The sequence below is a fragment of the Candidatus Accumulibacter necessarius genome (assembly GCF_036625085.1).
Genome location: NZ_JAZKUM010000002.1, coordinates 575,530 through 600,874, shown reverse-complemented (window position 1 = coordinate 600,874; position 25,345 = coordinate 575,530). Strand labels below are relative to the sequence as shown.

Genomic DNA, 25,345 nt, shown 5'->3' with positions numbered 1-25,345 from the left:
CATGACCAACCGCGCCCAAATCCTCGTCACCGCCGTTGACCAGACGCGCTCGGCCTTTGCGTCGATCCAGGGCAACCTGCGGGCACTCACCGACCACGCCCGGTCGGTCAACGGCCTGCTCGGTAACCTTGGCGTCGCCCTGAGCGGCGCGAGCTTCGCCGCCCTGGTGAAAGGCAGTATCGACGCCGCCGACGAGCTCGACGAGCTGTCGCAGAAGGCCGGCATCAGCGTCGAAGCCCTGTCTACGCTGAAACTCGCCGCGCAGCACGAGAACGTCGGCGCCGAGGCCTTTGCCACCTCGCTCAAGAAACTGTCGACGGCGATGTTCGAAGCGGCCGCCGGATCGGGCGAGAACCAGCGCCTCTTTGCCGCGCTCGGCATCACCTTCCGCGAGACCAACGGCGATCTGCGCGCGACCGACCAGGTGCTGCGGGATCTCGCGACCCGTTTCCAGGCGATGCCGGATGGCCCCGAGAAGTCGGCCCTGGCCGTGAAACTCTTCGGCAAGGCCGGGACCGATATGATTCCGTTCCTCAACCGCGGCGCCGAAGGGATTCAGGAGTTGACCGCGCAGTTTCGCGAACTCGGCAGCGAGATTTCCGGCGAGACGGCGACCCGGGCGGCGGAATTCAACGACGACCTCAATCTCTTGCGCGCGGCGCTGCAGGGTGTCGCCAATCGCGTCGCCGCGAGTGTCCTGCCGGCGCTGGGCGACCTCGCCCGCGGACTGGTGGAATCGGCGAAGACCGGTGGCAGCTTGCGCGCGATCCTCGATGGCGTCGTCTGGGTGTTGAAGACCCTGGCGCTGGGTGCTGCGGTCACTGGCAACGGCTTCCTCGCCCTGGGCGAAGCGATGGGCGCAGGTCTCGCCGCCGGCGTTGCGGGACTGAAGGGCAACGTCGCCCAGGCGCAAGCGATTCTCGGCGAACTCGAAACGAGCCTCGCTGCACGGCGCGACCGGGTGATCCAGTTCCACGACAGTCTCTTCAACCCGAAGCCGGTCGAAGCCAAGACGCCGGAAGTCAAACCCACCGGGGAGTCGGTGGTCGGGCGGCTCGCCCGGTCGGCTGGCAGCCAGGACACCAGCGGCGCGCGTCTGGCGCTCATCAAGGCGAACGCCGAAGCTGAGCTCCGCCTCCTGCAGGACAGCCTCAAGCGGGCTCAGGAAGCCTACGACCGGGCCTTCGAAGACCACCTGGTGTCAATCCGTGATTTCCATACGGCGAAGGCGCAGATCGCCCAGGCCGCGCTCGACGCCGAAATCGCGGCCAGGCAGCAGGAACTCGCCGAGCAAACGAAGGCGGCGAGTACGGGCAAGGACGAGGGTGCCCGTCTGCGCGCCAAGGCCGAAGTCCGGAAGCTCGAAGCCGAGCTGATCGTGCTGAACCGCGAGCGTGCCGACGTCGAGATCGATCACGCCCGCAAGGCGGCGAAGGCCGAGGCCGATCTCGCGAAAGAAATCGCCCAGGTCCGGCAACGCCTCGCCGAGATCCGCGGCGGTGCCGGCGGCGAGATCACGCGCGAGAAACTGGCGCGGGAGTACCAGCCGCTGCTCGACCAGCTTCGCGCGGCCGGGGATGAGGTGGGCGAAGCCGAGGTCACCCGTCTGATCGACGTCGAGGCGGATCTCGCCGAACTCGGGCGGCTGGAATCGCAGTTCAACACCGTGATGGAGCGGATGCGCATCGCCGAAGCCGAACTTGAGGTGCAGCGCGACGCCGGGATGCTCACCGAATCGCAGATGCGCCAGGACCTTCTGACCCTGCACCAGCAGACCGCGCAGGAAGTCGACGGCCTCATTCCCCGGATGGAAGCACTGGCTGAAGCGACCGCGTCAGAGGAGGCGATTAACCGCGTCGCGCGCCTGCGGGTCGAAGTGCAGGGGCTCGCGACCGAGTCCGACGACGTCGCCCGGCGCATCGACGGCGCGATCGAGGACGGCTTCGTGCAACTGTTCGAATCCATCGGCTCGGGCGCGAAGTCGGCCAAGGAGGCGTTTGCCGATTTTGCGCGCTCGGTGCTGCTCGCGATCCAGAAGATCGCAGCCCAGAAGCTCGCCGAGAGCCTGTTCGGCAGCCTCGGCAAGGGCTCGGGCGGTGCGAGTCTCGGGGGCTGGATCGCCGGGCTGTTCCGCAGCGGCTTCGCGAACGGCGGCTATGTCACCGGTCCCGGCACGTCCACCTCCGACTCGATCCCGGCGCGCCTGTCGGCCGGCGAATACGTGCTCAATGCCGCGGCTGTGCGCAGCGTCGGGGTGTCGTTCCTCGACGCGCTGAACGGGATCGCTCACGGGCCACGGGTGACCGCGGGCCGCCTGGCCCTGGCCGAAGGCGGTCTGGTCGAGCAGCTGAAGCCCTCTGCCCCGGCTGGCGCCGCGCCGCCGGGCGTGCGGATCGTGAACGTCGTCGACCCGTCCGTCGCGCACGATTACCTCAACTCGTCCGCCGGCGAGCGGACGATTCTCAACGTCCTCGCCCGCAATGCGGGTGCGGTGAAACAGGTGCTGACGTAATGGCCTACGCAACAGGAGTCGCTGCCGACCATCGGGATCTCCTGGTCCGCTTCCGGGCCTTTGTCACCGGCCACCCGAGTCTCGTCGCCGCCGGCCAGGCCTGGCAGGAACTGCGCTGGGTCGAACAGGCGACGACGCAGGAGCTGATTCTGAAAGCGCCTGGCCTCAGCGGCACTGACGAGATCTATGCCGGGCTGTACTCGCAGGAAACCGCTGCCTCGGATCTCTACCAGTGGCAGGCGCTGGGTTACACCGGCTATCTCTCCGGCGCGAACTTCACCGGCCAGCCAGGGGTGAGCTCGGCGCATTACCTGTCGCTGTGGAACAGCCCGATGACCTACTGGCTGGTCGCCAACGGCCGGCGCGCGATCCTCGCGGTCAAGGTGAGCAGTCGCTACATGCTCATGCACCTGGGCTTCCTGACGCCCTATGCCACACCCGCGCAGTTTCCCTACCCGTTCTTCGTTTCCGGCACGGACTCCTACTATTTCGGTGGGCGCCGCTGGTCGGAAGTCTCGACGATCTGGAACTGCCAGATGCGCAACCTCGCCGGGGTGTGGGCGACGCCTTCGCGTTACCCCGCGGGGCAGACCTACAAACACTCGCCGGGCGATATCTATCCGCTGACCAGCCTGGTGCTCTACGACGCCACGGCGATCTATGGCGAGATCGACGGGCTGTATCACGTCTCGGGTTTCGGTAACGCCGCCGAGAACCTGATCACCGTCGGCGGAGTGAACCACCTGGTGCTGCAGGACGTCGCCTCGACCGGCATCGGCAATTACGTGGCGCTGCGCCTGCAGTAAACAAGGATGGGCCTGCCTGCCCCGGCTCTCTGGAGGATCCGATGACTTACGCGACCGGCGTCGCCGCGACGGCCAACCAGTTGATCGATGCGATCCACACCTTCGCCTCGGCGAACGGCTGGACCGTCAACGGCTACGCCGCGGATGGGGCGGGCTACCGTCTGCACTTGAACCGCGGTGACGTCTGGGCGGACTTCTCGACCAACCACACCCCAGGCAGTGACGCCCTCTCGCTCAAAGGCTCGACCGGGTACAGCGGCGCAAGTGCCTGGGACGCCCAGCCGAACGCGATTCCCTACCCGTTCACCTGTCCGAACCAGGTCGGCACGCAGAGCACCTCGCTGTTTCCGTGTACCTGGCATCTCTTTGCGCAGACGAATCCAGATCTCCTCGCCGGGGTCTTCGTCTCCCCGGCCCAGGCCAACACGCACTTCGCTGTCGGCCAGCTGATCAAGACCGGGCTCTATGAGACCGGCGCGTTCTACGGCGGCCACCAGTTCTGGGCGCCGGCGGTTAGCATCTACTACGCGCACAATCTCGCGCTGCGCGCCGAGGTGGAAGGCGCTCAATGGCTGGGCGCCGGCAGCGCGCTCGCCCTCTGGCGCGACGGTGCGCCCGAGATGACCAACCAGTTCAACGGACTCGCCCCGCTGATGCCGATCCGGGTGATGGTCCAGTCGGCGGGGTACGGCGTCCTGCTCGGGTTCCTGCCGCACCTGCGCTGCGTCCATATGCAGCACTTCAACAATGGCGATGGCTTCACGATCGGCGCCGACGAGTGGCTGGTCTTCTTCCGCAGTGACCGGTCGGCTGGCGGTGTCGGCCTGGCGCTCCGGAAGTGATCGATGACCACCCTCATCGGCGTATCGAGCCTTTCCGTCCTCCATCTCGCGAGTCACTACACGGTCTCGGCCAACCTGCGGACGGTCAGCCTGGCGCGCGTGCCTTCGATCGCCGGGCTGGATCGTGCCGGGAGCCGGCGCTTCACCTTGGCGGGCGTGCTGCCGCGGGCGGGTTGGACGGGAGCGGCTGACCGGACCTTCCGCGACGACTGGTATCACCGCATCCACGTGCTACCGGCGGCCATTGACTTCGGCAATATCGTGAGCCCGGTGAGCCACCCCATCGAGGTCTGGAATGCGTTCTTCTCGCCGATTTCCCTGGCAGCGATGGAGGTCGCCGGCGCCGATGGGGTTTCGCTGACCGGTCAGCCCCCGCCGCCGCTGGTCTATGGCGGGCTGGCGTCGCGTGTCTATACCGTGGCGGCGTCGACGCAAGGGAGCCCAGTTCTGTCGGCGCGCTACGTCTTTCGCTTCAGCAACGGGGCGAGCTCAAAGCTTACGGTCAGCGGCCGGCGTGTGGTGGTCTTCGGCTTGGCGCCGAACTGGGCGGGCGGCATCACCGAGCGGCTGGCGTGGCTGACCGATGTCCTGGAGTCGTACGACGGCAGCGAGCAGCGCATCCGGCTGCGCAGCATTCCCCGTCGCAGCTTCGAATTCCAGCTTGATCTCGCCGGGCACGACGTGCGGCTGCTGGAGACGCTGTTGCACGCCTGGGCGGCGCGGGTCTTTGCCGTGCCGGTGTGGACCGACCGCACGGTGCTCACCGCCCCGCTATCGGCTGGCGCGACGGCGGTGCGCGTAGCCGATGCGGCGAATGCCGACTACCATGCCGGCGGCCTGGTCGCCTTCTGGTCGGACAACCAGCACCACGAGGTCGGCGAGATTCTGTCGCTGGCGGGCAACGCGCTGACCCTGAAGCAGCCGCTGTCGCGCGGTTGGCCAGCGGGAACCCGCGTCTTTCCGGCGCGCTTCGCTCGGCTCGATGGCGATGTGGTGGTCGCGCATCCGACCGATGCGCTGGCGAGCGCGCGGGTCCGCTTTGAGGTCGAGGATCCGAGCCCCGTGCCGGCGATCGATGGCCCGAGCACCTACCAGGGTTATCGCGTGCTGGCGTGGCGTCCGAACCGGATCGAGGATCTCACCGACACCTGGCGTCGCAAGCTCGCCCTCCTTGACTACGGGACCGGGCCGGTGACCCTCGACGACCTCAGCGGCCACCCGGTGGTGGGGAAGCGGCTGCGGTTCACCTTCGGCAATCGCGCGACGATCCAGGCCTTCCGCGCCTGGTTGCACGCGCGCCTAGGGCGGGCCGTGCCGTTCTGGCTGTCGTCAGGGCAGTCGGATGTCGAGGTGACCCGGCAGATCAACGCCGCCGACCAGCACCTGGCGGTGAAGAATATCGGTTACGCGCGTTACCTCGCGAGTCCGACGATCCGGCGCGACGTGGTGATCCACGCAACCGGCGGTCGGGCGGATTACCGGCGCATCACGGGCGGGACCGAGATCTCGGCGGACGAGGAACTGCTGACGCTCGATTCGTCCCTGGGCGTGACGCTGGCCTTGCAGGACGTGCTCCGGATCTCGTTTCTCGACCTCGTGCGGCTGGACGCCGACGCGCAGGAACTGTTCTGGGAGACGGACGGGATCGTCCAGGTGGTGTTGGAAGTACGGACGGTGAAGGAGTGAGGCCGTGACCTATACGACCGTCGAGCGTTCGGTGGCGGATGGCAGCCCGATCGAGCTCTACCGCTTCGCGCAGGGGACCCGCCGCTGGTGCTACACCTCGAGCCAGCGGCCGGTGGACCATCTGTCCGAGACCTATGCGCCACGGACGCTGACCCGCGGGGCGATCGAGCAGGCGAACGAGATCCATCGCACCGGCCTTGAGATCACGCTGCCGCGGGACGACCCGCTGGGGACGCTGTTTCTAGCCGCGCCCCCCGAGGGGATCGTCAGCGTCACGCTCTATCGGCGGCACCGGGCCGACCCCGAGTTCATCACCTACTGGAAAGGCCGTGTCAGTGCGGCGCGCTTCTCGGGAGCGACGGTACAGTTGAAATGCGAGCCGATCGCCACGTCGTTGAAGCGCGTCGGTCTGCGCGCCCGCTATCAGCTCCTCTGCCGGCACGTGCTGTACTCAGCGAGCTGCGGGGCGCTGCGCGAGCGGTTTCGGGTCGATGGGCTCGTCGCCAGTGTCGGCGGCACGCAGGTGACGGTCGCGGCGGCTGCCGGGATGGCCAGTGGCTACTTCACCGCCGGGATGCTCTCGGCGGGCGTGGGGCTGCGGCTAATCACGGCGCACAGCGGGTCGAGCCTGACGCTCGCTGCGCCCTTGATCGGCCTCGCGGTCGGCGACGCGGTGTCGCTGTTCGCCGGCTGCGATCACTCGATGGGGCAGTGCGCGAGTCGCTTCGACAACCTCGATCAGTTCGGCGGCTTCCCGTTCATCCCGGAGAAGAACCCCTTCACTGGCGACGCGATCGTCTGATCGGAGCCCATCATGTGGCAACAGATCCTCGTCTGGGTCATCACGACCGTCCTCTCGGCGCTCCTGGCGCCCCGGCCGAAGGCGCCGGAGAACGCGCAACCCGGCCAGATCGGCGACAAGGACGTGCCGATCGCCTCGCAGGACGCGCCAATCCCGGTGCTCTTTGGTACCCGCTTGCTGTCGGGGCCGAACGTGGTGTGGTATGGCGATGTGCAGGTGCGGGCGATTCGCAAGTCGTCGGGAGGGAAGAAATGACTCGGGTGACGGTCGCGCACGCGCGGGAACTCGGTTATTGCGTCAAGGGCGTCCGCCGCTGGTTCGACGGCCGGGAGCGGAGCTGGGAGGCGTTCGTTGAGCACGGCGTCGACAGCGACTGGCTGCGCGCGACCGGCGATGCGATGGCGATCCGTCTCGCGGATCGGGCGGAGGGTAGGATGCCGACGGAGGAAGGGTCATGAGCCGGGGGGGCGGCAAGGGCAAGCAGAGCTATACGGTCGGCTACTGGTATGGGCTCGGGGCCCATCTCGCGCTCTGTCACGGTCCCGTCGACGCGGTGACCGAGATCCGGGTCGGCGAACGGGTGGCGTGGTCGGGGAATGTCACGGCCAGCACGACGATTACCATCGACAACCCGACGCTCTTCGGTGGCGAGGAGCGCGAGGGTGGTGTGCAGGGGGCAGTCGATGTGCTGATGGGCGAGGCCAGTCAGGGGAAGAACACTTATCTGCAGGGCGTTCTCGGCAGCGCGATTCCCGCCTTCCGCGGCGTCTTCTCGCTGGTCCTGCAACGGGTGTGGGTGGCGGCGATGAATCCGTACATCAAGCCGTGGTCGGTGCGCGCGAAACGCATCCCTCGGCAATGGTACGGCTCTTACGCCGAGATCGACGGCGACGCCAATCCGGCGCACATCATCCGCGAGTGTCTGACGAATGGCGATTGGGGGATGGGTTATCCCGAGAGCGACCTCGACGACGCGAGTTTCTCGGCGGCGGCTGTCACACTCTACGGCGAAGGCTTCGGCCTGTCGCTGCTGTGGAACCGTGAGGAGACGATCGAGTCCTTCGTGCTGGCGATCCTGAAGCACATCGACGGGGTGCTGTACGTCCATCCGCGCAGCGGACTCTTTACCCTGCGCCTCGCCCGGGCCGATTACACGCTGGCCAATCAGCCGGTCTTCGATCCGTCGAACATCCTGCGCCTCGAAGAATTCTCGCGACCGTCCTGGGGCGAGGTGACCAACCAGGTGACGGTGATCTACCGCGATCGCGAGACCGACAAGGACACCTCGGTGACGGTGCAGGACCTCGCCGGCGTGCAGATGACCGGCAGTGTCGTCGCGACCAGCGTGAACTTCCCCGGCATCTCGAAGGCCGAGCTCGCCAACCGGGTCGCGATGCGCGAGCTGAAACAGTTGTCGTCGGGACTAGCGAAGGGCGTCTTCGTCGCCAATCGTCAGGCGTCGCTCCTGAACATCGGCGATGTGATCCGTTTTGCGTGGTCGCCCTACGGGATCACCGAGATCGCCATGCGGGTGGCGCGGCTCTCCTATGGCGAACTCGCCGACGGGGCGGTGCGGGTCGAGTGCGTGCAGGACGTCTTCGGCCTGCCGCAGTCGGTCTATGCCGTCCCGCCGCCGACCGGCTGGAGCGAGCCGCTGAGCGTTCCGCGTGCCTGCCCGGTGCAAATGCTCTACGAGGTGCCGTACTGGTCGGTGATCGCGGATTTTACCGGCGAGTCGCAGAGCCTGATCGCCGACATCGGCGAACTCGACGGGCTGGTGGCGGCCTGCGGGGCGCGCTCGAACTCGGATGCCTACGGATTCGAGGCACGGGCGTACAGCGTCGGGGCGTTTCAGTCGAAGGGCTTCGGGGCCTTCACGCCGACAGCGGTGCTCACCGAGGCCTTGCCGCAGTCGGCGATCAACGGCACGGTGGGTATCGCCGGCGGGATCGACCTCGAGGAGGTGGAGCCGAACACGCTGGCGGTGGTCGACGGCGAGTGGATGCAGGTGACGGCAATCAACCTCGTCGCGCAGACGGTGACGCTGGAGCGCGGCCTGCTCGACACGGTGCCGGTAACGCATGCGGTCGGTGCCCGGTTGTGGTTCGTCGACGGCTGGCGGTTTTATCTGACGCCGGAGTATGTGCAGACCGAGGTCGCGCGAGTGAAACTCTTGCCGCGCACACCGAAGGGAACCTTCCCGGAGGCGGCGGCGACGGAGTTGAACCTGACGCTGGCGAAGCGTTTCATTCGCCCGTACTGTCCGGGCAACCTGCGGGTGAACGGGCTGCGCTATCCGGCGGTGATCACTGGTGAACTCTCGGTTTCGTGGGCGACGCGCAACCGCCAGAGCCAGACCGCCTACCTGGTGCCGCAGACCGAGGGGTCGATCACGCCGGAGGCCGGGCAGACGACGACCGTGCGGCTGTTCAACGAGAAGGGCGTGCTCGTCAGAACGCTCGCCGGGCTGACCGGCTCCAGTGTCACCTGGACGCTCGCGGAAGAGGAGAGCGACTCGGGGCTGTCGCGGATCAACGGTCGTTTGCGCCACGAGATCGAGGCCGAGCGGGGTGGGCACGTGTCGTGGCAGAAGCAGGTCATCGAGTTCGACCGGGCGGGCTACGGACTCACTTACGGCAAATACTACGGAGGCATCTGATGGCGAAGGTGGATCCGAATCTGGGGCTCAGCTATGGCTGGACGCTGGGGGAGTCTGGTTGGAAGGACGGCATGGACGCCAACCTCAAGCGCCTCGGCGCAGTGGTGGGTCTCTCGGTGAAAGACCGGGATCTTGGGGCGCCGCCGGCGAGTCCGAGTGAAGGCGACCGTTACCTGATCCCGGCGGGCGCGACCGGCGTCTGGTCGGGGCGTGCTGGGCAGATCGCGGTGCGCACCGCTGGCGCGTGGGAGTTTTACGTACCCAGGGTCGGCTGGCTGTGCTTCATCGAAGACGAGGCGGTGCTGTCGGTGTACAAAGCGGCGGGATGGAGTGCTGGCGTCACGATCTGACCGACCTGGACCGCGCAAATTTGTGTCGAAGCCCGCCGCTTGGCGCACGGCTGGACTTACGGTGGTCGCAACTCCGTGTGGCCGATCGGGTGCTTGTCTGAAGCAAAGCAGAAGCTCCTCAGCGACTGCACAAAGGCTGATCGCGATGGGACGCAGCGATCGGAATGGTGAATGGCTTGCCCATTTCGTAAGCACACCTCCCCGACCTCACCGCAGGATGAGAAAGGGGCGCCTATCCACAAGTTTATCCCCAACGCTATGCACAGATAGTGTGTATTGACCGACTGCCAACGGGAGGCCCGCGGAGTCAGTGATCTGTTGCGTGATTCCCGTCACGAATCTACCCATGAAATCCGCCATCTGGCGGGTTTCTGCTTTCTGGAGAACGAAACGATGGAAGAACAGCAAGTGGAGCGGCGCCAGATGGTGACGGTGCCGCAGGAAGAATTCGAAGCGATGCTGGAGCGGGCGGCCGAGCGCGGGGCTCGCCATGCGCTGTCGGAAGTCGGACTCGATGGGCCCGAGGCAGCACGCGACATCAGCGAACTGCGGAGTCTGCTCGACGCCTTCAATGAGGCGAAGAAGACGGCGGGGCTGACGATCGTTCGGATGCTGGTCACCGGGCTGGTGCTCGCATTGCTCGCCGGGGCGTTTGTGAAGTTGAAGGTGTTTGGGGGTGGGCAGTGAGGGAGCAGACGGGAGATCCATGTGTCGAGTGCGGTACTGGTGATGAACATTGATGAGGTCGCCAGGGAAGTGAAGGAGGCGCGACACTTCCTAGGGCCGACCGGGTGGATGACTACAGGCACTGAGCGGGGCGGGATTCGGATAACTCTTCAGGGGCTCTCGGGTCGAAATTCGACATTGACGCTGCTTGGTGAAGGCCCTTATACTCCCGCCGGTCTCGTTGGATTTCTTATCCTTAGACGGAAGTGGAAGTCTCACTCCGCAGGCTGCGAGGTGACCAACGGGATGGACGCGTGGACGCCCTAGCAGGAGCGCTTAGGCAAAAGGCACCTCTTCAACCTCGGAACCGCGCATGCGCTGCTATCCGTCGAGTCAACGCTGCTGGGAGATCACCGATCGCATGTAGCGTGGACCGTCTAAAGCCGTCCCGATATCATCAGAAAGAGTCTTAGTTCTTCGCTTTTCGCCCGCAGATCCATCGACCTTCAAAGAGGCTGCACGCTATGTCCAAGATACTGAGCAGAATCGAAGAACTTAATCAAGAGTCAAGAGATAAAAAGGAAAAGCTCCGCGAGATATATTCTTCTAAGTTGGCTGAACTAGATGAGGAGCTAAGATTAGTTTACTTGTGTGCTGATATCAATATTTGTGAAAATGGTGGTTCTTTGTGGCTCAGTCGTCGTACCTATGAAAACGGCGGGGTGCAAGAGGCACGTGTCTGCTGTATTGGTTATGATGAAGTCGCTGGCAGTTGGTCGGTATGGCGAGTGTTTAATCACGGACTTGAATCAGAGGAGTTGCAAACCGAGCGACAAAATATTCTGACGAATGATGATATGCTTACGGCAATCGCTGCATGCGTGAGGTATTTTGACACAAGCCACTCGGTGCCCAAAGAAATGCAGATTGCGGAGCAGCGCCAGCAGCGCCCGAAACCGTCCATTGTCAGTGATATTCGCTTCTCGATATGGTTGTGGTTTTACAGGCTATTTAGGTAGAACTTGACGCTAGCGGGTTGTTTAAAATCCTCCTGAATCCAATCGTCATCTTTGCAGGGATTGTCTCGTTGCACCACCTTGAAGGGTAAAGTTAAGGGTAAAAAGAAGGGTAAAGGGGCAGGGTCAAATATCCATCCACAATTGCTCTGCCGGAGATGAAGCTGTTTCCTCCACAGGCTTGCGCGGTCTGCCTCTTGGTCTCACCTCACGCCGCTGCCCTATGGCCCTTTCGATGCCGGCGATGAAGCCCGACTCGCCGAGCGGCTGGCCTTGGTTCAGGGCCATGCGGATATCGGCGACCGCCTTGCCGTCGAGCTCCGAGCGAAACAAGGCGCGATAGGCCCCGTGCCGTGCGTCGTCGGTCGCCCCAAGTCCGAGATAGACCCGATGCGGTGTCAGCAACGAATCAAGCTGTCCCAGGCCGTTGCCCGGTAGCTGCTCCAACGATAATGGGCCGGGTCTGCCACCATGCCGGCGCGTACCGGATTGAGCTCGATGTGGCGCTGGCAGAGCAACAAGTAACTGTCCGCCTCCACCACCGATGACTTGTAGCGGCCATCCCACAACGTCCCGGTACGCCGATAGGTTCGGTTGATGTGCTGCACGTAGCGCCGCGCCAGCGAGATCACCATGCGGGCGACCGTTTCGGGGCTCAGCGGGGTGAGCAACAGATGGACATGATTGGTCATCAGCACATGGGAGTGCAAGCGGACACCGGTTGACTTGAGCGCCTCGCCAAGCCAGTGGCGGTAGGCCAAGTAGTCGTCCTCACCGAAGAAACAGGCGTCCCGGTTATGGCCACGCTGCACGATGTGCAGCGGCAAGCCGGAGAGGTGGATGCGGGTGCGGCGTGGCATGATGTGGAGTTTAACATCAATTCGAGCCTGTCCCTCATGGCGCTACGCTAAGCCGTCTAGCTTCCCGTTTGGCCAGTTGCCGCTGACGAGCAACTTTCCTGGGCACGGTCAGGATGGGAAGCGAAGATCGTCGTTTCTTGGCGCGAGGTTCGACTCGGCCAGGGCGATGCGGCAGCACGAGGGTCGAAATAGCCGCGAGCACGGTCGAAAACAGGACCGCTAGCCGTTGTCCGGGCGAGCGGCGCAATTGCTCGGCGAAAGCCAGGGGGACGCGTTTGGCACCGGTGAAACCAAGAACCCGCGGGAGAAGGTGAGCCAGCGCCGCGGCCGTTGCCATGGCCCAGCGTACAAGGTTGTAAGCGAGAAGACACACGGCGATCTCCTTGCGGACCATCGCCGGCGAATAACAGCGCAGGACGTCCATTTCCATAGTCGCTTTGATCGTGCGCCAGTCGACTTCAATTGTCCAGCGCAAGGAATAGAGGTCGTCGAGTTCCCTCGGGGAAACAAAAGCAGGGTCGAGCAGGGTGGTGACCAAGACCCGACCGTCGACTTCGCATTCCCGCATGACCATCTCGACCGGATAGCGTTTGTAGGCCTCGACGCTCATCCAGCCCGGACGCTGGGGCCGACGCCAAACCGCGAGATGATCCCTCTTCCCCAGGGACTCCCCGCGGGAAAAATCCGTCAACCTTCGCCCGTGCTGCGGCATCACAACGTCGACCCCCGTTGCCCGTGCCTCGGCAATGACCCACCACGTGGCCAACAGCGCATCCGCCAGCAAGATATCCCCAGGCTGCAGCACCGGCAGCAAGCCGCGCAGAAGCGTTTGTTCGCCGGTACCTTTCCCTTCGCAGGCCACTACGGTGTGACCGATCACCGCACCGCTACCCAGACTAATTACCGCGCCCAGGCGCGCGATGGGAAAACCCAGCCCCTCTTGCTGCTCGGAATTCTGCGATGTATCTGGCATCGACACTGTCGTCCCGTCAAACACCTTCACTCGCCGACTACGCCACGACCACTCCTTCGGCAGTTTCTCTTCCAATGCGCGGGCAACTTCCCGGTACAGTCGATCGGGGACTTCCAATCGCAAACGCTGCCGCGCTTGGCAATAGGCGCCCGTATTCAAACCAATCGCCGCCACGCCCTCGGCTGTTCGCTCCGCCAAGAAGCGCGAGAGGACATCCTGACACGCTTGATCTTCGCCCAGTACTTGACCGATGAACAGGCGCAGCGTCGTCGCCGGCGAATACACACGATCCCGCCAGGCTTCGCACTCTTCCCTGATCACCTCCGCCACCTTCGATGCCGGCAACACCCCGGAGAAGATTCCCCTACTTCCCTGCGCAAACTGATGTCTCAGCTTGACCGCCTCTCGCCTCAGGCTTTCCTGTTGCGCACTCGCCGCTTTCACTCTGATCCACCTCCTCAACGGATGTCCTACCAAAAAACCTCGTGGCAGGAGCGTACATCCATCAATTCGGTAATGACAATAGGCTAACGTAGCGCCATGAGCGGCTGGGGGCAGTGGTGGGGCTCTCGGTTAAGGACCGGGCCCCTGAACGGATCAAGAGGCTTTTGGAGCCCGCCGCCTGGCGGGTTTCTGCTTTCTGGAGAACGAAACGATGGAAGAACCGCAAATCGAGCGGCGCAAGATGGTGACGGTGCCGCAGGAAGAATTCGAAGCGATCCTGGAGCGAGCGGCCGAGCGCGGGGCTCGCCATGCCCTGTCGGAAGTGGGCCTCGATGGGCCCGAAGCCGCACGCGACATCAGCGAACTGCGCAGTCTGCTCGATGCGTTCAACGAGGCGAAGAAGACGGCTGGGGCTGACCATCGTCCGGATGCTGGTCACCGGGCTGGTGTTGGCGCTGCTCGCCGGGGCGTTCGTGAAGCTGAAGGTGTTCGGGGGTGGGCAGTGAGGGAGCAGACGGGAAATCGGGCGGCGATCATCAACACGTTCACCTACTTGGGCATGCCACAATCTGCCCGGGTAGGGGAAATTGCGCCTACTGCATGACGAAGAGCGGGGATAGGAGGAGTTCATGCCGCAAATGATAAATCCTGTATTATGGGATATTAGGAAATACCAATAGTTCACCAATGCCTCTCCAAATTGATTAATGACCAAGCATTACAAAGAAAGGGGTTGGCGCGATGGTGCCGTACGCACAGATAAAAAAGTTTGGTCTCCTCGCCTTTGGTCTTGCAGTAATCTACATGTTAACAGCATTCCTACTTGCTGCAGCCGTTCACTCTCATTTTAAGGACTTTGTCACCAATAACCTAGCCTGGGATACAAAAACTGCAAATCTTCTTGCGTGGATTGGAATGCTTTTATTTACAGGTGGCGGCGTCGTTGCCGCGGCCCGCATACTCCTATTTGGAAGCAAGAATCCGGCACTATATCTCTCAGCAGTTTTACCAATATTAATTCCATGGGGCTTAGACTTGTATTTTGGCAAGCCCATAATAAATGGAACAAATGTTTTGTGTTGCAATAAGCGCCCCAAGAGGGAACTATATTGTCGTGTTATAGAAAAGAACGCAACCTGCGGTTTTGACCCGATCACCCAAGATCAAATGCGACCTTCAACAAAAAAAGAGCGCTTATTATGGGATGCACGACAGCGTGGTACATCGACGCGAATTATAATGCCGCTACCTTCCCCTATTCAAGAACCTTGCTCCATCAAATTTTTTTTTGATGAAACAGGACCAATTATTTGGTACTTCGAGCGCAATGATCAAATTGATTTGTTCGACGAGGAAGACGTACATCCCACATATGGCGTACGCCTGAAGCCAATAACGCAGGACGTCGTAGCTAAATTACAACAAAAGTGCGAAAAAACTGTTAGATCATACCCTCCCAGCCCGCCGCCTCAAATAGAAACTGCTTCAACGCCTTCCCCCCTTCTTTCTGTACCCGCTTACGCAAAGTATATAAATCAATCAACAATTGAAGCCCAAGGTGAGGTCATTCCTATTGTAACAAGGGGAAATCTTGAATTGGAAAAAGCAATAGTCAATGGTATGCCAAACCGCTTACGACTGGGCGTTTTTAAGCCAAACTTTATCGCAGATGGCTTATTTGACCGCGCTTTGAATGGAGACCCCGAAGCTATAGCAAATCTCGGCTTACCAGAAACAATACGTCAAATTGTTTTGGTGACATCAGACAATCCTAAGAGAATCCAGGTGTCGAATCCGAAGGGTGCTCAGAAGATTACTCAGACGGTAAGAATTGTGGTGATTCAGGCAGGGACTGGTGCAACGATTGACTCCTCTCTTATTGTTGGAGAAGGTGTCGGATTTACAGAGCAATATGCCCAAGAGGCGCTACGGGAGGATTTGGCTAATAAGTTTGCATCAATTAAGCGGTTCCTTTAGCAGGCTGCTGAAATTTCTCGGCATCCTGTCGACGAAATTTCTGGTTTGATCATTTTAGAAATTATCTGACAAGAAAGAAGCACCTCGAAATCCCCAGAAAATACGTGCGAGGGACAGCGAATATCATGCGCATTTTGAGAAACAGCTTGCTTAAGCGCTGCCCTTCCCGTTTGCGGGGCGGTATTGCAGCAGCCTGTTAGACGATGGGGAAGTCATGAATAAAGCAGCGATTCTTCTTGAGATACTTGGAGTTTTATCTGCACTGCTCGTGGTGTTTGTTTACGTCGCAAAGGCAGTTCGGTGGATACGCCGTAATCGAAGATGAGGGGCTTCCTCGAGGGCGAAAGCTGGACGCGAAGTATGTTGCTCCCCGCAGTGCTTCAAGACTATATCACGGAGGCCAACCCGGGTAGGGTTGCCGATGTCTTTGTCGACCGCATTCAAGCGCGGCAAACTTACTTCGCAATCGCAGTATCCAGGCAGTCAGAATCACAGTCTGTTGCGGGCTTGGCTAGTTCTGCAGTCGTCAACGCTAGTGAAAATTCTAATTGCGAACGTCTGTTTTACGCGAATAGCCATTAATTCAGGGGGTTTTATGCTCGAGCGAATTGCAATATGGCTGTTTTTTGTTTTTTTCCTTGCTGTAATTGGCAGCGGATGCACACCAATTCCTCGGTCAGAGGCATCATCGCCTGCGTGGGTGGCACCATTATTCAACCCAAACAAGCATGTCAAGCTCGCTTTAATCGTCGAAGTTGATAAATTTGGCAAACATGCAAATAGTACAGCAGTTGCAAGACAAGTGGAGGGCGCAGTTACTGAAGTCTTGCTCAGCAAGGGTTATAGGATCTCTGCCCGATCCGATATCGAAAAGATGCAGAAAGAGATAAGGTACCAACAAAGCTCCGGATGGACCGAGGGCAATGCTGCGCGACTAGGAAAAATGCTAAATGTCTCTTGCGTTGTCATAATCACGATTGTTGATTACAAGGTGCAACTTGACGCTAGGAATTACGCGTATATTGCTGGCGCGGGCTATTTGGATGGACTTAGCGCAAAGGTTTCTATGAGTGGTCGCATAGTTAGCGTTGAGGAGGCCGAGATTGTCGGGCAAGCTAACTATATTCGTGAAGTAAATGTTCGAAGGAAGGATGATTTCCCAACGGCACTTGGGGTCGCTGCAAGAGAATTTGTGAACGGCTTTCCTTCAAGAATTTAGTGGAATACTAGGGCTCCATGTCGTTTCGTGTGGAACAAACTGTCGGTCGCCAGATTCACCGACGCTAGCGAGCAACCATAGAACCGGGCCGCCCGTTTGAGTATCCCAACGGTACAGCAGCACCTGGCGATGCTGACGCGGGTTCGCTTGCGGAGCAGTGCATCGAACTGAACAGCCCTAGACCAACACCTTCATTACACGGACAAACACCCCATGCAGTACTCAGCAGTACTCACATGCCCCGATAGCGAGTTGTGATCCAGGGTGCGATTGCACCACCATATTCTAAAGCCCGGACTCGCTCCGGGCTTTTTCGTATCCGCCCGCAATGCCAGTCCTGGCGGGGCTTCGCGGATTTGCCTCGCGAGCGCCACTCCTCCCATCCCCGCGTTTCTGGCCCTTCACGGCCTCTCTGTTCTCCGTTTTTATCTAGTGGTCTCGCGAGCGTGCGCGAGGCCCCTCCCTGTATTGGCGCGGGTTTGGAGGCAATCGGTTGTTGTCGGCAACTCCTGGGCGGAAGCGACCAAGACACGCTGAGCACAGCGAGCGTAGTGTCTATTGGCGGTAAAAGCGAGGACAATTCCACCCTATGAATAGAAGTGCTCTCTACGCCTTAGTAGCTGCCGTTCTGTTTGGTGCCAGTACACCCCTGGCCAAGCTGCTGATTGGGGAAACGTCACCTTTACTGTTGGGCGGCCTGCTGTACTTGGGCAGCGGCATCGGCCTTGGTGTTGCCCGGGCGATCCGTGACCGGGGATGGCTTTCCTCGGGCATCGCGGGTCAAGAATGGCCTTGGCTGTTGGGCGCTATCTTCTTCGGTGGCATGTTAGGTCCCGTCGCCCTCATGTTCGGACTGACGCACACCAGCGGATCTACCGCATCGCTGCTGCTGAACCTTGAAGCGGTACTGACCGCGCTGATTGCCTGGTTCGTCTTCAAAGAGAACGCCGACCGGCGCATCGTCCTGGGTATGGTCGCCATCGTCGCTGGCGGGGTGATCTTGTCCTGGCCACTCGGAGAGTCTGGCGGCGACAGCTGGCTCGGCCCACTCGCGATTTCATTGGCCTGCGTGTGCTGGGCAATCGACAACAACCTGACGCGCAAGGTATCTGCGTCGGACGCTTTGTTCATCGCTAGCAGCAAAGGCTTGATCGCAGGCGTGGTCAACTGCACCCTTGCACTGACCATGGGAGGGAAGTTCCCCGCCCCGGTAACGACCGCAACGATTATGACCCTTGGGCTGATGGGCTACGGCGTGAGTTTGGTACTGTTCGTGCTGGCCCTTCGTGGACTCGGTACGGCGCGAACGGGGGCCTATTTTTCGACAGCCCCATTCATCGGTGCTTTTATTGCTCTGACGGTTCTCGGCGAGTCTGCCAGTTCCGTGTTCTGGCTGGCCAGTGCGCTAATGGGCTGGGGCGTCTGGCTACACCTCACTGAAAAGCACGAGCACGAGCACTCGCACGAGCTACTCGAGCACAGTCACCACCATCGCCACGACGAACATCACCAACATGATCACGAATTCGCTTGGCACGGTCAGGAGCCGCATTCGCACCCGCACTCCCACGCTTTGGTGACCCACAAGCACCCGCATTTCCCCGATGTTCATCATCGGCATGCGCACTGACGGACTGTTGCCCCGGCTTTGCGGTCAGAGGGAGTTCACCAACTTTGATTGATCTTCCCAACCACTAGGCCAAGGGCGGCGCATCACCTGCTCCAGCACCATGTCGGGCGCACCCACCAACCGTTCGATGACCTCTGGCGCCAACAGGGTCACCCGCATGACCCGGCGCACCTGCGTCACATCCATGCCCTCAGCGTTGGCGATGTCGGCCACGAAAGCCGCCCGCGCCTCCCGTTCCCGAGCGGCCTCAGACAGGAATTCCTGCGGCGAGTCCAATGGCGTGATGATCTGCTTCTTGGACCCTCGCTGCACCAGCCTCCACGGTACAAAGGTTTCCAGTCGCACGCCGCCGGCGGGTATTGGGATCTCATGGGTGACAGGGCGGCCTGTCTGCTTGCCGTGGTGCTTTTTGGACATCTCGCCTCCTTACTTGAACTGTTCCAGCATCTGGCGCTGCTCGGGCCAGAGTGCCGGGATGTCATTTCTCATCAGCCAGAGCAGCGTCAGCTTTCGTGGCTGGCGACCCATCATGAACTGCTCGACGATGTCGGGGGCCAGCCGCGCCAATCGCAGCAATCTGCCAACGGTCGTCGGCATCAGTCCCTCGGCCCGAGCGATTTCGACTACCCCCTTGAAGGCCCCTGAGTCGAGCAGGGAGTGCCCGTACTGTGCCCGAGCAACGGCTTCGATGATGTGAACGTCGTGGGCAGACGTCCCCGAGTCGGCCAGCCGCTACCCTTTCTTCCGCTTGAACTGCAGAGGCACAAAGGTTTCGAGCGAGGTCTCCATCAGGCTTCGACCTCCAGCAGTTCTGCACCGATCTCCCTCGGCGCGAATTCACCGATCAACTCGTCCCAACCCAATTCTCGCCATTTCACCTTGATGCCTTGCACCTCACCAACGTGGACGAGGTCAATCCGTTCGATCATCAGGTTGGCGATTCGATACCGCTCGACCGGGAACAACTGATCCCACACGTCGTTGAGCCGTCCCATCGCCATCACCGTGCTTGCTTCGTCGATCTGCGCGCCGTTGCTCTGGATGTGGCGTACCACCGATGCGATGAACTCCGGGCTGGTCAGAACCGTACGGATCTGGGCGACCACTGCCACCTCGATCTCCGGCGCGGTCAGGCGCTCGTAGCTCTTGCCCGGCGCGCCAAAGCGGCTTTCCGACTTGGACACGTAGTAGAGGTACTTGCGCCCGTTCTTGCGCGCGTAGGTCGGGTACATCCGCTCACCCGATGGGGCGTACAGCAGTCCCCGCAGCAAGGCGTCGGTGCGCAACCGGATCTTGGTCTCCACCGATCGCGTGTGGCCGTCCTTGGCCAGAATCACGTGAACCTTGTCCCAAAGCTCCCGGTCGATGATCGGTGGGTGTGCGCCAGGGTACCAGTTTCCCTTGTGCGACAACTCGCCCAGGTAGATGCGGTTGCGCAGCAGTTTGTGCAGGTACTTCTTGTCCATGCGTTCACCGCTACGGGTCTGGCCCTCCTGCGTGGTCCACGCCTTGGTCGTGACGTCCTCCAAGTTGAGGTTGGTGGCGATCTGCGTCGGCGAGCCAATGGTCACCATCTCCTCGAAGATGCGCCGCACGACGGCCGCCTCGGCCTCGTTGATGACCAGCAGGCGGTTTTCGACGTCGTCGCCCAGGGACGGCACCCCGCCCATCCACAGGCCCTTGCGCTTGGCAGCCGCGATCTTGTCGCGGATGCGCTCGCCGGTGACCTCGCGTTCGAACTGCGCGAACGACAGCAGGACATTCAGCATCAGGCGCCCCATCGAGGTAGTGGTGTTGAACTGCTGTGTGGCCGACACGAAGGAGACGCTGTGACGCTCGAACACCTCGACCATCTTGGAGAAGTCGGCGAGGCTGCGCGTGAGGCGGTCGATCTTGTAGACCACCACGATGTCGATCTGGCCGCGCTCGATATCGGCCGTCAGGCGCTTGAGCGCCGGGCGCTCGGTGTTCCCGCCGGAGAAGCCGGGGTCATCGTAGTCGTCGGCGACCGAAATCCAACCCTCGGTACGTTGGCTGGCGATATAGGCGTGGCCTGCCTCCTTCTGCGCATCGATGGAGTTGAACTCCTGGTCGAGGCGTTCGTCCGAGGACACGCGGCAGTAGACAGCGCAGCCCTTGCGGGCCTTGCGGGCTGCGATCTCGCTCATCGCGTACCTCCCTTCCCCAGACCGAAGGACAGGGACCCACTCCAATGCGTGCCGGTGATGTGCCTCAATAAATGGTACGAATAGTCGACGTCAAGTCACCTCGAATGACATTGAGCTGGTAATGGACTGGCTGGCAATAGATTGTCGGACTAGTCACCGGACACTTCTTCACATCAATGTTGGTAAAGGTCAGTGGCTGACGTGGATCCACGATCAATCGGCTACCTGAACCGGCGCTGAGAAAGTAGGCAGCACCAAATATGCCGGGATTGGCGACCACTGTGGCTGTGGAAAATGCAATATTCGAGGGCGAGGAGGACTTGTCGTAGTACTCCATAAGCAATGCGGTTTGCTGGTCCACACCTATGGCGCGAGCACTGGTAACGCTAGCCCATCTGTCCTCGATGACACGGGCCAGAAAGGTAACCAACCGTCCCATTCGATCACGAGTGTAAAAATGAGAGTCGGTGACGGTTGATAATAGGGGCGCGAATGGTGTCGTGTCGCTCCAGAAATCCCGTTTCAACGTCACCGCACCATCCAGGTAGGGGTCATGCAGCGCATCGTACGAACTTATCGTGTATGGGTCGGCGATGTAGTTGAACTCGCTCAAAATCATCATTCCGGCGCTGGTCCCGCCAATCGGGATGCCGTAGTTGTCAACTTGCTCTGAAACCAGACGCTCCAAGAGCGTGCCTTTCCAGAAGTTGTAGTAATCGCCCTGATCCCCACCTGTGAGCCAGATCGCGCCAGCATTGCGAATGTATGGTTCAAGCGCAGGGTCGTTGGCGGTCTCTATGGTTGGAACAACCAAAGTTTGTACAGAGGCTACGGGACCGAGCTTGAAGATAAAACTGTCATAAGACGGGTTGCCACCAGCACGGATCACCACGAAATTCCCTGGTTTGCCGGGGTTGCCACCACGGCATTGGGCCATGTTTGTGATCATCCAGCTGAAAGCATCCTTGACGTCGAGACCACCACCCATCAATACGGCCGTTCGCTTGGGCAGTGGAATCGTGTCACAGGGCAGGTACTCGACTGGCTTGCCGTGTTGATAGACCCCCAGTTTGGACTTGTTGGCAGCTTGGGCGGGCGCGACAAAGGCAACGAAAAAGACGCCGATGATGCCAGATGCCAACAAACCACGCGCTATCCCGACGATCTTGTTTTTTAGCTCACGAGCAAACAGTTCCATAAGATGCTCCATCTTGATCTCCCTTGAAGATTGAACGCGGACAGTAATTTCTTAGAGGACATGCACAGAGGTGGTTGCAAATGACAGTCTAGTGCAACAAACCAGGTTAGGGACAGTGACATGTTTGGCTTTTCTGTGGGCACCAGAATCGTAGGTAAGCACTGTTGAAGAACTCTTGATCCTCCCGCATGCAGCATTGACAGCACCGCAGGTCACCGCCCAGCTCTGATCATCCCAAACTGCCCTCGCTGCCTCCGACCACTCCACTGGAAACGCTGCTGATAGGCTTGTCGATTTCTAAGCTGCCATCACGGCGGCAAACTATCGAGGTGCGCATCAGCCATGACGAGTTCGTCGTCGTCAGCTTTCCCGGCCCGGATCGTTCCATCCGGCTGGAAGACCTTCAGGCCGGTCGCGCGGTCAGCCGCCGCTACCGCAACCGGCGGATCGGTGAATTCTTGAAGGAGCTTGACCTGACGGAAGGCCGCTCGACGGGCATACCAAAAATTCTCAAGGTGATGGCCGCGAATGGCTCGCCTGCACCACTGTTTGAATCGGATGATGACCGACTGTCGTTTGTGATCCGCTTGCCCAGTCATCCGCTGGCCATGGCCGGAATCACACCCACCGACCAAGCTACCGGGGAAGTCACCGGGGAAGTTGCGCGGCTACTTCGGGCGATGGATGGCGCGATGTCGCGCCAGCAGATTCAGGAGGCGCTGGCTCTCAAGCACGAGGATCATTTCCGCAATGCTTACCTGAAACCGGCTTTGACCCTTGGGGTAATAGCTGACCCTGCCCGACGAACCACGCAGTAGCTACCCGCGCTACCGCCTAACTACCCTCGGGCAACGCTGGTTGGAAACACATCCCAGCCCCGGCACGGGCTGAAATCATTGGGGGCCACCCGCTCTTACCCCCAGCGTTCCTCAGCAGTGCTCCCAAGCCCCAATAGCGAGTTGTGATCCAGGGTGCGATTGCACCCTCTGGGACAAATGGCCGAAACGGTGGACTTTCGGCCAAAAGCAAGGACATCTGTTCAGGCTATAGCGTGGAATCGAACCGTTCTCCGTCCTGCTGCCTGACACGTTCATACCAGCGCTTGGCTGGCTTTGAAGGTTTTGCCGGGCTCTCCGCTTCTTCCGTTACCGCTGCGGCCGCGCTGCCCACCACGCTGTTGGCCATCTCCCATTCCAGGATCGCTGGCAGTGAAAGCCGGAGGTTGCCCACCAGCATCAGGTGTGGAACACATTTGCGATTGCGCTCGGCCTGATCGCGGAATAGGTGGATGGGTAGCGATGATGCTTCGGCAATTTCTTTGGCGGTGAAGTCGTTTTCTTCAGCCTTAGCATCGAGACCCTGCGCCGCTTCTGGAACTTCCGGCTTGAACTTTCGTTTGATGTCGAGCAGCGTCATCAGATGTTGTGAACCGCTGTGCTCGAACTCAAGGACTTCGGCCTCGTGGTAACGAACGTGGCGGAACAACTTGTGCCAGACCGGCCCTTCACCATCGAGCCGCCAGCGTCTTGAGACTTACCTGCCAGCGGTCGGCCACATGCTTTTCGTCATCACGGGGTAGTGCATCCTTTTCTCCTGAACAGATGACCCCATGACAACGCTGTTCATCGTAGAAGCCAAGCTCAGCGTTCGCTGATCACCCTGCAGCCGTCTCCGCAATCAGCACCTCGGCCGGGATGCCCAGGCTATGGTGCAGTCTCCGAATCATGGCCAGCGTCAGCGGGCGCTTGCGGTTCAGGACTTCGTAGACGCGGTTGCTCTTGCCAATGATCGGCTCAAGGTCTTTGACGGACAGACCGCTCTGATCCATCCGGAATTTGATGGCTTCCACCGGATCTGGCGCGGTGATGGGTACGTGCTTGGCTTCATAGGCTTGCACCAGCGTGGCCAGGATGTCCAGGCGATCCCCCTCTGGCGTGCCCAGATCAGGGTCGGTGTCCATCAAGGCCGAAATCTCTTTGAGAGTGGCCTTGTAGTCTGCTTCGGTGTGGATAGGGCGGATGTCCATGTTTTCCTCCGTGGCCGGTCAGGCCATTTCAACGGTTTCTGCGTCGACGGCGTCGTACTCCTTGTGGGTGCCGACAAACTTCACGTAGACGATCTGCAACTTGTACGCAATGGCCACGATCAGCCGATAGTCATTGCCTTTGATGTTGAAGACCACACGACGGTTCTTCAGCACGCTGGCGCTGCGGTACTGCGCCTTGATGTCAGCGGGCTGGGTCCAGGTCGCACTCGTGGCTTCCTCGTACCAAGCCTTCAGCGGCTGCTCGGCGTCGGGATAGCGCTCCCAGAAGGCCCGAAGGGTAGACACGGCAATCACTCGCATGGGTCGAATTGTAGTCCCAAAATGGGACCAAGGCAAGTGGCATCCAGGCCATGCGGGTGATCAAGGCGTCAACAAATGGGTGTGAATGGGTGTGTTTATGGTCTCTCGATCTGGCGCAGCGTTGGTCAGCTGGATTCCCGAAATGCTCCTTTCGTACAGGTGGGCACCTACAATGGCCACGCTTTGGTATCTGGTTCAGATGACGGACGCGGGTTCGGTTCCGTGTTCCACCACCAGTATTTAGAAAACCAACCCTTCTCGGTTGGTTGTCTTTTCGCCTGTTTCCCCCAGTGTTGGCGCGGTTTCCGGGCTTGGCCTCGCGAGCGCCACCCCCTCCAACCCGCCGTTCTCACCCCGTCCTGGGCCTCCCTGTTCTCCGTTTTTCTGGTGGTCTCGCGAGCGTTCGCGAGACCATATCGAGATCACGCTGCCGCGTGACGACCCGCTGGGGACGCTGTTTCTCGCCGCGCCCCCCCGAGGGGATCGTCAGCGTCACGATCTATCGCCGGCATCAGCGGCACGCAGGTGACGGTCGCAGCGGCAGCGGGCCCGGAAATTCTCAAGGTGATGGCCGCTGATGGCTCGCCTGCACCGCTGTTTGAATCGGATGATGACCGACTGTCGTTTGTGATCCGCTTGCCCAGTCATCCGCTGGCCATGGGCGGAATCACGCCCACCGACCGAGCTACCGCGGAAGTCACCGGGGAAGTTGAGCGGCTACTTCGGGCGATGGATGGCGAGATGTCGCGCCGGCAGATTCAGGAGGCGCTGGCTCTCAAGCACGAGGATCATTTCCGCAATGCTTACCTGAAACCGGCTTTGACCCTTGGGGTAATAGCTGACCCTGCCCGACAAACCACGCAGTAGCTACCCGCGCTACCGCCTAACAGCTCGTGGAACCTGACCGCCTCCTGGAAGCCCTTCTATAGAATTCGGCCAGCCGCAACTGGAACTGGAACTCGTCGAGAGATATCTCGACAAGCTCTGGCAGTCGACGCTCAGGCTGACGGCGACGGTCTGGCAGTCGCCCGAGCGGGCCGACATCGCTCTCGCGCCTGTCACAGCCGCTGCGCAACTTGTGCTCGCCTTTGTCGGGTTTCATTGGAATTGAATTGCTGACAGGTCCTGGATGGTGAGCACAAGATACCCCCGAGCGGCGCAAGGTTGCGTGCACAACATCACATTGACGG

The 25,345-nt window shown here is 60.9% G+C and carries 26 protein-coding genes and 1 pseudogene; 17 read left to right on the top strand and 10 right to left on the bottom strand.

The window, feature by feature from the left end:
• Position 1: 1 nt before the first annotated feature.
• The 11 genes from V5B44_RS07040 (at position 2) to V5B44_RS06990 (ending at position 11,342) form a co-directional block, all read left to right on the top strand.
• A complete protein-coding gene (locus V5B44_RS07040) occupies positions 2 to 2,512 on the top strand; it encodes a phage tail protein (RefSeq protein WP_332358373.1) in 2,511 nt (836 codons plus the stop codon).
• Complete coding sequence (locus V5B44_RS07035) at positions 2,512 to 3,318, top strand: hypothetical protein (RefSeq protein WP_332358372.1); 807 nt, start codon at positions 2,512 to 2,514, stop codon at positions 3,316 to 3,318. Before V5B44_RS07040 ends, V5B44_RS07035 begins: the two co-directional genes overlap by 1 nt.
• 41 nt (positions 3,319 to 3,359) lie before the next feature.
• Positions 3,360 to 4,160 (top strand): hypothetical protein, encoded by an 801-nt coding sequence (locus V5B44_RS07030; protein ID WP_332358371.1) that lies wholly within the window; start codon positions 3,360 to 3,362, stop codon positions 4,158 to 4,160.
• Between the two features lie 3 nt (positions 4,161 to 4,163).
• Positions 4,164 to 5,846 (top strand): hypothetical protein, encoded by a 1,683-nt coding sequence (locus V5B44_RS07025; RefSeq protein WP_332358370.1) that lies wholly within the window; start codon positions 4,164 to 4,166, stop codon positions 5,844 to 5,846.
• A 4-nt stretch (positions 5,847 to 5,850) separates the two neighbouring features.
• Complete coding sequence (locus V5B44_RS07020) at positions 5,851 to 6,648, top strand: DUF2163 domain-containing protein (RefSeq protein WP_332358369.1); 798 nt, start codon at positions 5,851 to 5,853, stop codon at positions 6,646 to 6,648.
• A 12-nt stretch (positions 6,649 to 6,660) separates the two neighbouring features.
• Positions 6,661 to 6,903, top strand: coding sequence for a hypothetical protein (locus V5B44_RS07015; RefSeq protein WP_332358368.1), 243 nt, complete (start codon positions 6,661 to 6,663; stop codon positions 6,901 to 6,903).
• Positions 6,900 to 7,106: a hypothetical protein gene (locus V5B44_RS07010; protein ID WP_332358367.1), complete on the top strand. Its 207-nt coding sequence runs from the start codon at positions 6,900 to 6,902 to the stop codon at positions 7,104 to 7,106. The genes V5B44_RS07015 and V5B44_RS07010 overlap by 4 nt, the downstream gene beginning before the upstream one ends.
• Positions 7,103 to 9,307: a phage tail protein gene (locus V5B44_RS07005; RefSeq protein WP_332358366.1), complete on the top strand. Its 2,205-nt coding sequence runs from the start codon at positions 7,103 to 7,105 to the stop codon at positions 9,305 to 9,307. The genes V5B44_RS07010 and V5B44_RS07005 overlap by 4 nt, the downstream gene beginning before the upstream one ends.
• Positions 9,307 to 9,657, top strand: coding sequence for a DUF2793 domain-containing protein (locus V5B44_RS07000; RefSeq protein WP_332358365.1), 351 nt, complete (start codon positions 9,307 to 9,309; stop codon positions 9,655 to 9,657). The genes V5B44_RS07005 and V5B44_RS07000 overlap by 1 nt, the downstream gene beginning before the upstream one ends.
• A gap of 423 nt (positions 9,658 to 10,080) precedes the next feature.
• On the top strand, positions 10,081 to 10,344 hold the full coding sequence (locus V5B44_RS06995; RefSeq protein ID WP_434735420.1) for a DUF6127 family protein: 264 nt from the start codon (positions 10,081 to 10,083) through the stop codon (positions 10,342 to 10,344).
• 503 nt (positions 10,345 to 10,847) lie between these two features.
• Positions 10,848 to 11,342, top strand: a complete 495-nt coding sequence (locus V5B44_RS06990; RefSeq protein ID WP_332358364.1) for a hypothetical protein — start codon at positions 10,848 to 10,850, stop codon at positions 11,340 to 11,342.
• Between the two features lie 123 nt (positions 11,343 to 11,465).
• Here the strand turns inward: V5B44_RS06990 and V5B44_RS06985 are convergent, their stop codons facing one another.
• The 3 genes from V5B44_RS06985 to V5B44_RS06975 are packed head-to-tail and all read right to left on the bottom strand — an operon-like array spanning position 11,466 to position 13,616.
• Complete coding sequence (locus V5B44_RS06985; protein ID WP_332358363.1) at positions 11,466 to 11,744, bottom strand: transposase; 279 nt, start codon at positions 11,742 to 11,744, stop codon at positions 11,466 to 11,468.
• Positions 11,738 to 12,199 (bottom strand): transposase, encoded by a 462-nt coding sequence (locus tag V5B44_RS06980; RefSeq protein ID WP_332358362.1) that lies wholly within the window; start codon positions 12,197 to 12,199, stop codon positions 11,738 to 11,740. The genes V5B44_RS06985 and V5B44_RS06980 overlap by 7 nt, the downstream gene beginning before the upstream one ends.
• A gap of 34 nt (positions 12,200 to 12,233) precedes the next feature.
• On the bottom strand, positions 12,234 to 13,616 hold the full coding sequence (locus V5B44_RS06975; protein WP_332358361.1) for an IS4 family transposase: 1,383 nt from the start codon (positions 13,614 to 13,616) through the stop codon (positions 12,234 to 12,236).
• 241 nt (positions 13,617 to 13,857) lie between these two features.
• On the opposite strand from V5B44_RS06975, the pseudogene V5B44_RS06970 reads away from it, so the two are divergent.
• The 4 genes and pseudogenes from V5B44_RS06970 to V5B44_RS06955 all read left to right on the top strand — a co-directional run bounded on the left by V5B44_RS06970 (position 13,858) and on the right by V5B44_RS06955 (position 18,442).
• A pseudogene (locus V5B44_RS06970) lies at positions 13,858 to 14,122 on the top strand (DUF6127 family protein).
• Positions 14,123 to 14,420: 298 nt separating this feature from the next.
• Positions 14,421 to 15,593: a hypothetical protein gene (locus tag V5B44_RS06965; protein ID WP_332358360.1), complete on the top strand. Its 1,173-nt coding sequence runs from the start codon at positions 14,421 to 14,423 to the stop codon at positions 15,591 to 15,593.
• A 595-nt stretch (positions 15,594 to 16,188) separates the two neighbouring features.
• Entirely contained in the window at positions 16,189 to 16,812 is a 624-nt protein-coding gene (locus tag V5B44_RS06960; RefSeq protein WP_332358359.1) for a CsgG/HfaB family protein, read from the top strand.
• Between the two features lie 589 nt (positions 16,813 to 17,401).
• A complete protein-coding gene (locus tag V5B44_RS06955; protein WP_332358358.1) occupies positions 17,402 to 18,442 on the top strand; it encodes a DMT family transporter in 1,041 nt (346 codons plus the stop codon).
• Positions 18,443 to 18,466: 24 nt separating this feature from the next.
• Here V5B44_RS06955 and V5B44_RS06950 read toward each other — a convergent pair whose 3' ends face one another.
• The 4 genes from V5B44_RS06950 to V5B44_RS06935 all read right to left on the bottom strand — a co-directional run bounded on the left by V5B44_RS06950 (position 18,467) and on the right by V5B44_RS06935 (position 21,808).
• Positions 18,467 to 18,859, bottom strand: a complete 393-nt coding sequence (locus V5B44_RS06950; protein WP_332358357.1) for a hypothetical protein — start codon at positions 18,857 to 18,859, stop codon at positions 18,467 to 18,469.
• 9 nt (positions 18,860 to 18,868) lie between these two features.
• Positions 18,869 to 19,039 (bottom strand): hypothetical protein, encoded by a 171-nt coding sequence (locus V5B44_RS06945; protein WP_332358356.1) that lies wholly within the window; start codon positions 19,037 to 19,039, stop codon positions 18,869 to 18,871.
• A 191-nt stretch (positions 19,040 to 19,230) separates the two neighbouring features.
• Complete coding sequence (locus tag V5B44_RS06940) at positions 19,231 to 20,610, bottom strand: recombinase family protein (RefSeq protein WP_332358355.1); 1,380 nt, start codon at positions 20,608 to 20,610, stop codon at positions 19,231 to 19,233.
• 64 nt (positions 20,611 to 20,674) lie between these two features.
• On the bottom strand, positions 20,675 to 21,808 hold the full coding sequence (locus V5B44_RS06935; RefSeq protein ID WP_332358354.1) for a cyanophycinase: 1,134 nt from the start codon (positions 21,806 to 21,808) through the stop codon (positions 20,675 to 20,677).
• A 287-nt stretch (positions 21,809 to 22,095) separates the two neighbouring features.
• Here V5B44_RS06935 and V5B44_RS06930 point away from each other — a divergent pair, with 287 nt between their 5' ends.
• On the top strand, positions 22,096 to 22,626 hold the full coding sequence (locus tag V5B44_RS06930) for a Fic family protein (RefSeq protein WP_332358353.1): 531 nt from the start codon (positions 22,096 to 22,098) through the stop codon (positions 22,624 to 22,626).
• A gap of 226 nt (positions 22,627 to 22,852) precedes the next feature.
• On the opposite strand, the gene V5B44_RS06925 is transcribed toward V5B44_RS06930, so the two are convergent.
• The 3 genes from V5B44_RS06925 to V5B44_RS06915 all read right to left on the bottom strand — a co-directional run bounded on the left by V5B44_RS06925 (position 22,853) and on the right by V5B44_RS06915 (position 24,155).
• On the bottom strand, positions 22,853 to 23,293 hold the full coding sequence (locus tag V5B44_RS06925) for a hypothetical protein (RefSeq protein WP_332358352.1): 441 nt from the start codon (positions 23,291 to 23,293) through the stop codon (positions 22,853 to 22,855).
• A 169-nt stretch (positions 23,294 to 23,462) separates the two neighbouring features.
• Entirely contained in the window at positions 23,463 to 23,834 is a 372-nt protein-coding gene (locus V5B44_RS06920) for a helix-turn-helix domain-containing protein (RefSeq protein ID WP_332358351.1), read from the bottom strand.
• 18 nt (positions 23,835 to 23,852) lie between these two features.
• Complete coding sequence (locus tag V5B44_RS06915) at positions 23,853 to 24,155, bottom strand: type II toxin-antitoxin system HigB family toxin (protein WP_332358350.1); 303 nt, start codon at positions 24,153 to 24,155, stop codon at positions 23,853 to 23,855.
• A gap of 525 nt (positions 24,156 to 24,680) precedes the next feature.
• Here V5B44_RS06915 and V5B44_RS06910 point away from each other — a divergent pair.
• Complete coding sequence (locus tag V5B44_RS06910; protein WP_332358349.1) at positions 24,681 to 25,022, top strand: Fic family protein; 342 nt, start codon at positions 24,681 to 24,683, stop codon at positions 25,020 to 25,022.
• Positions 25,023 to 25,345: the final 323 nt, after the last annotated feature.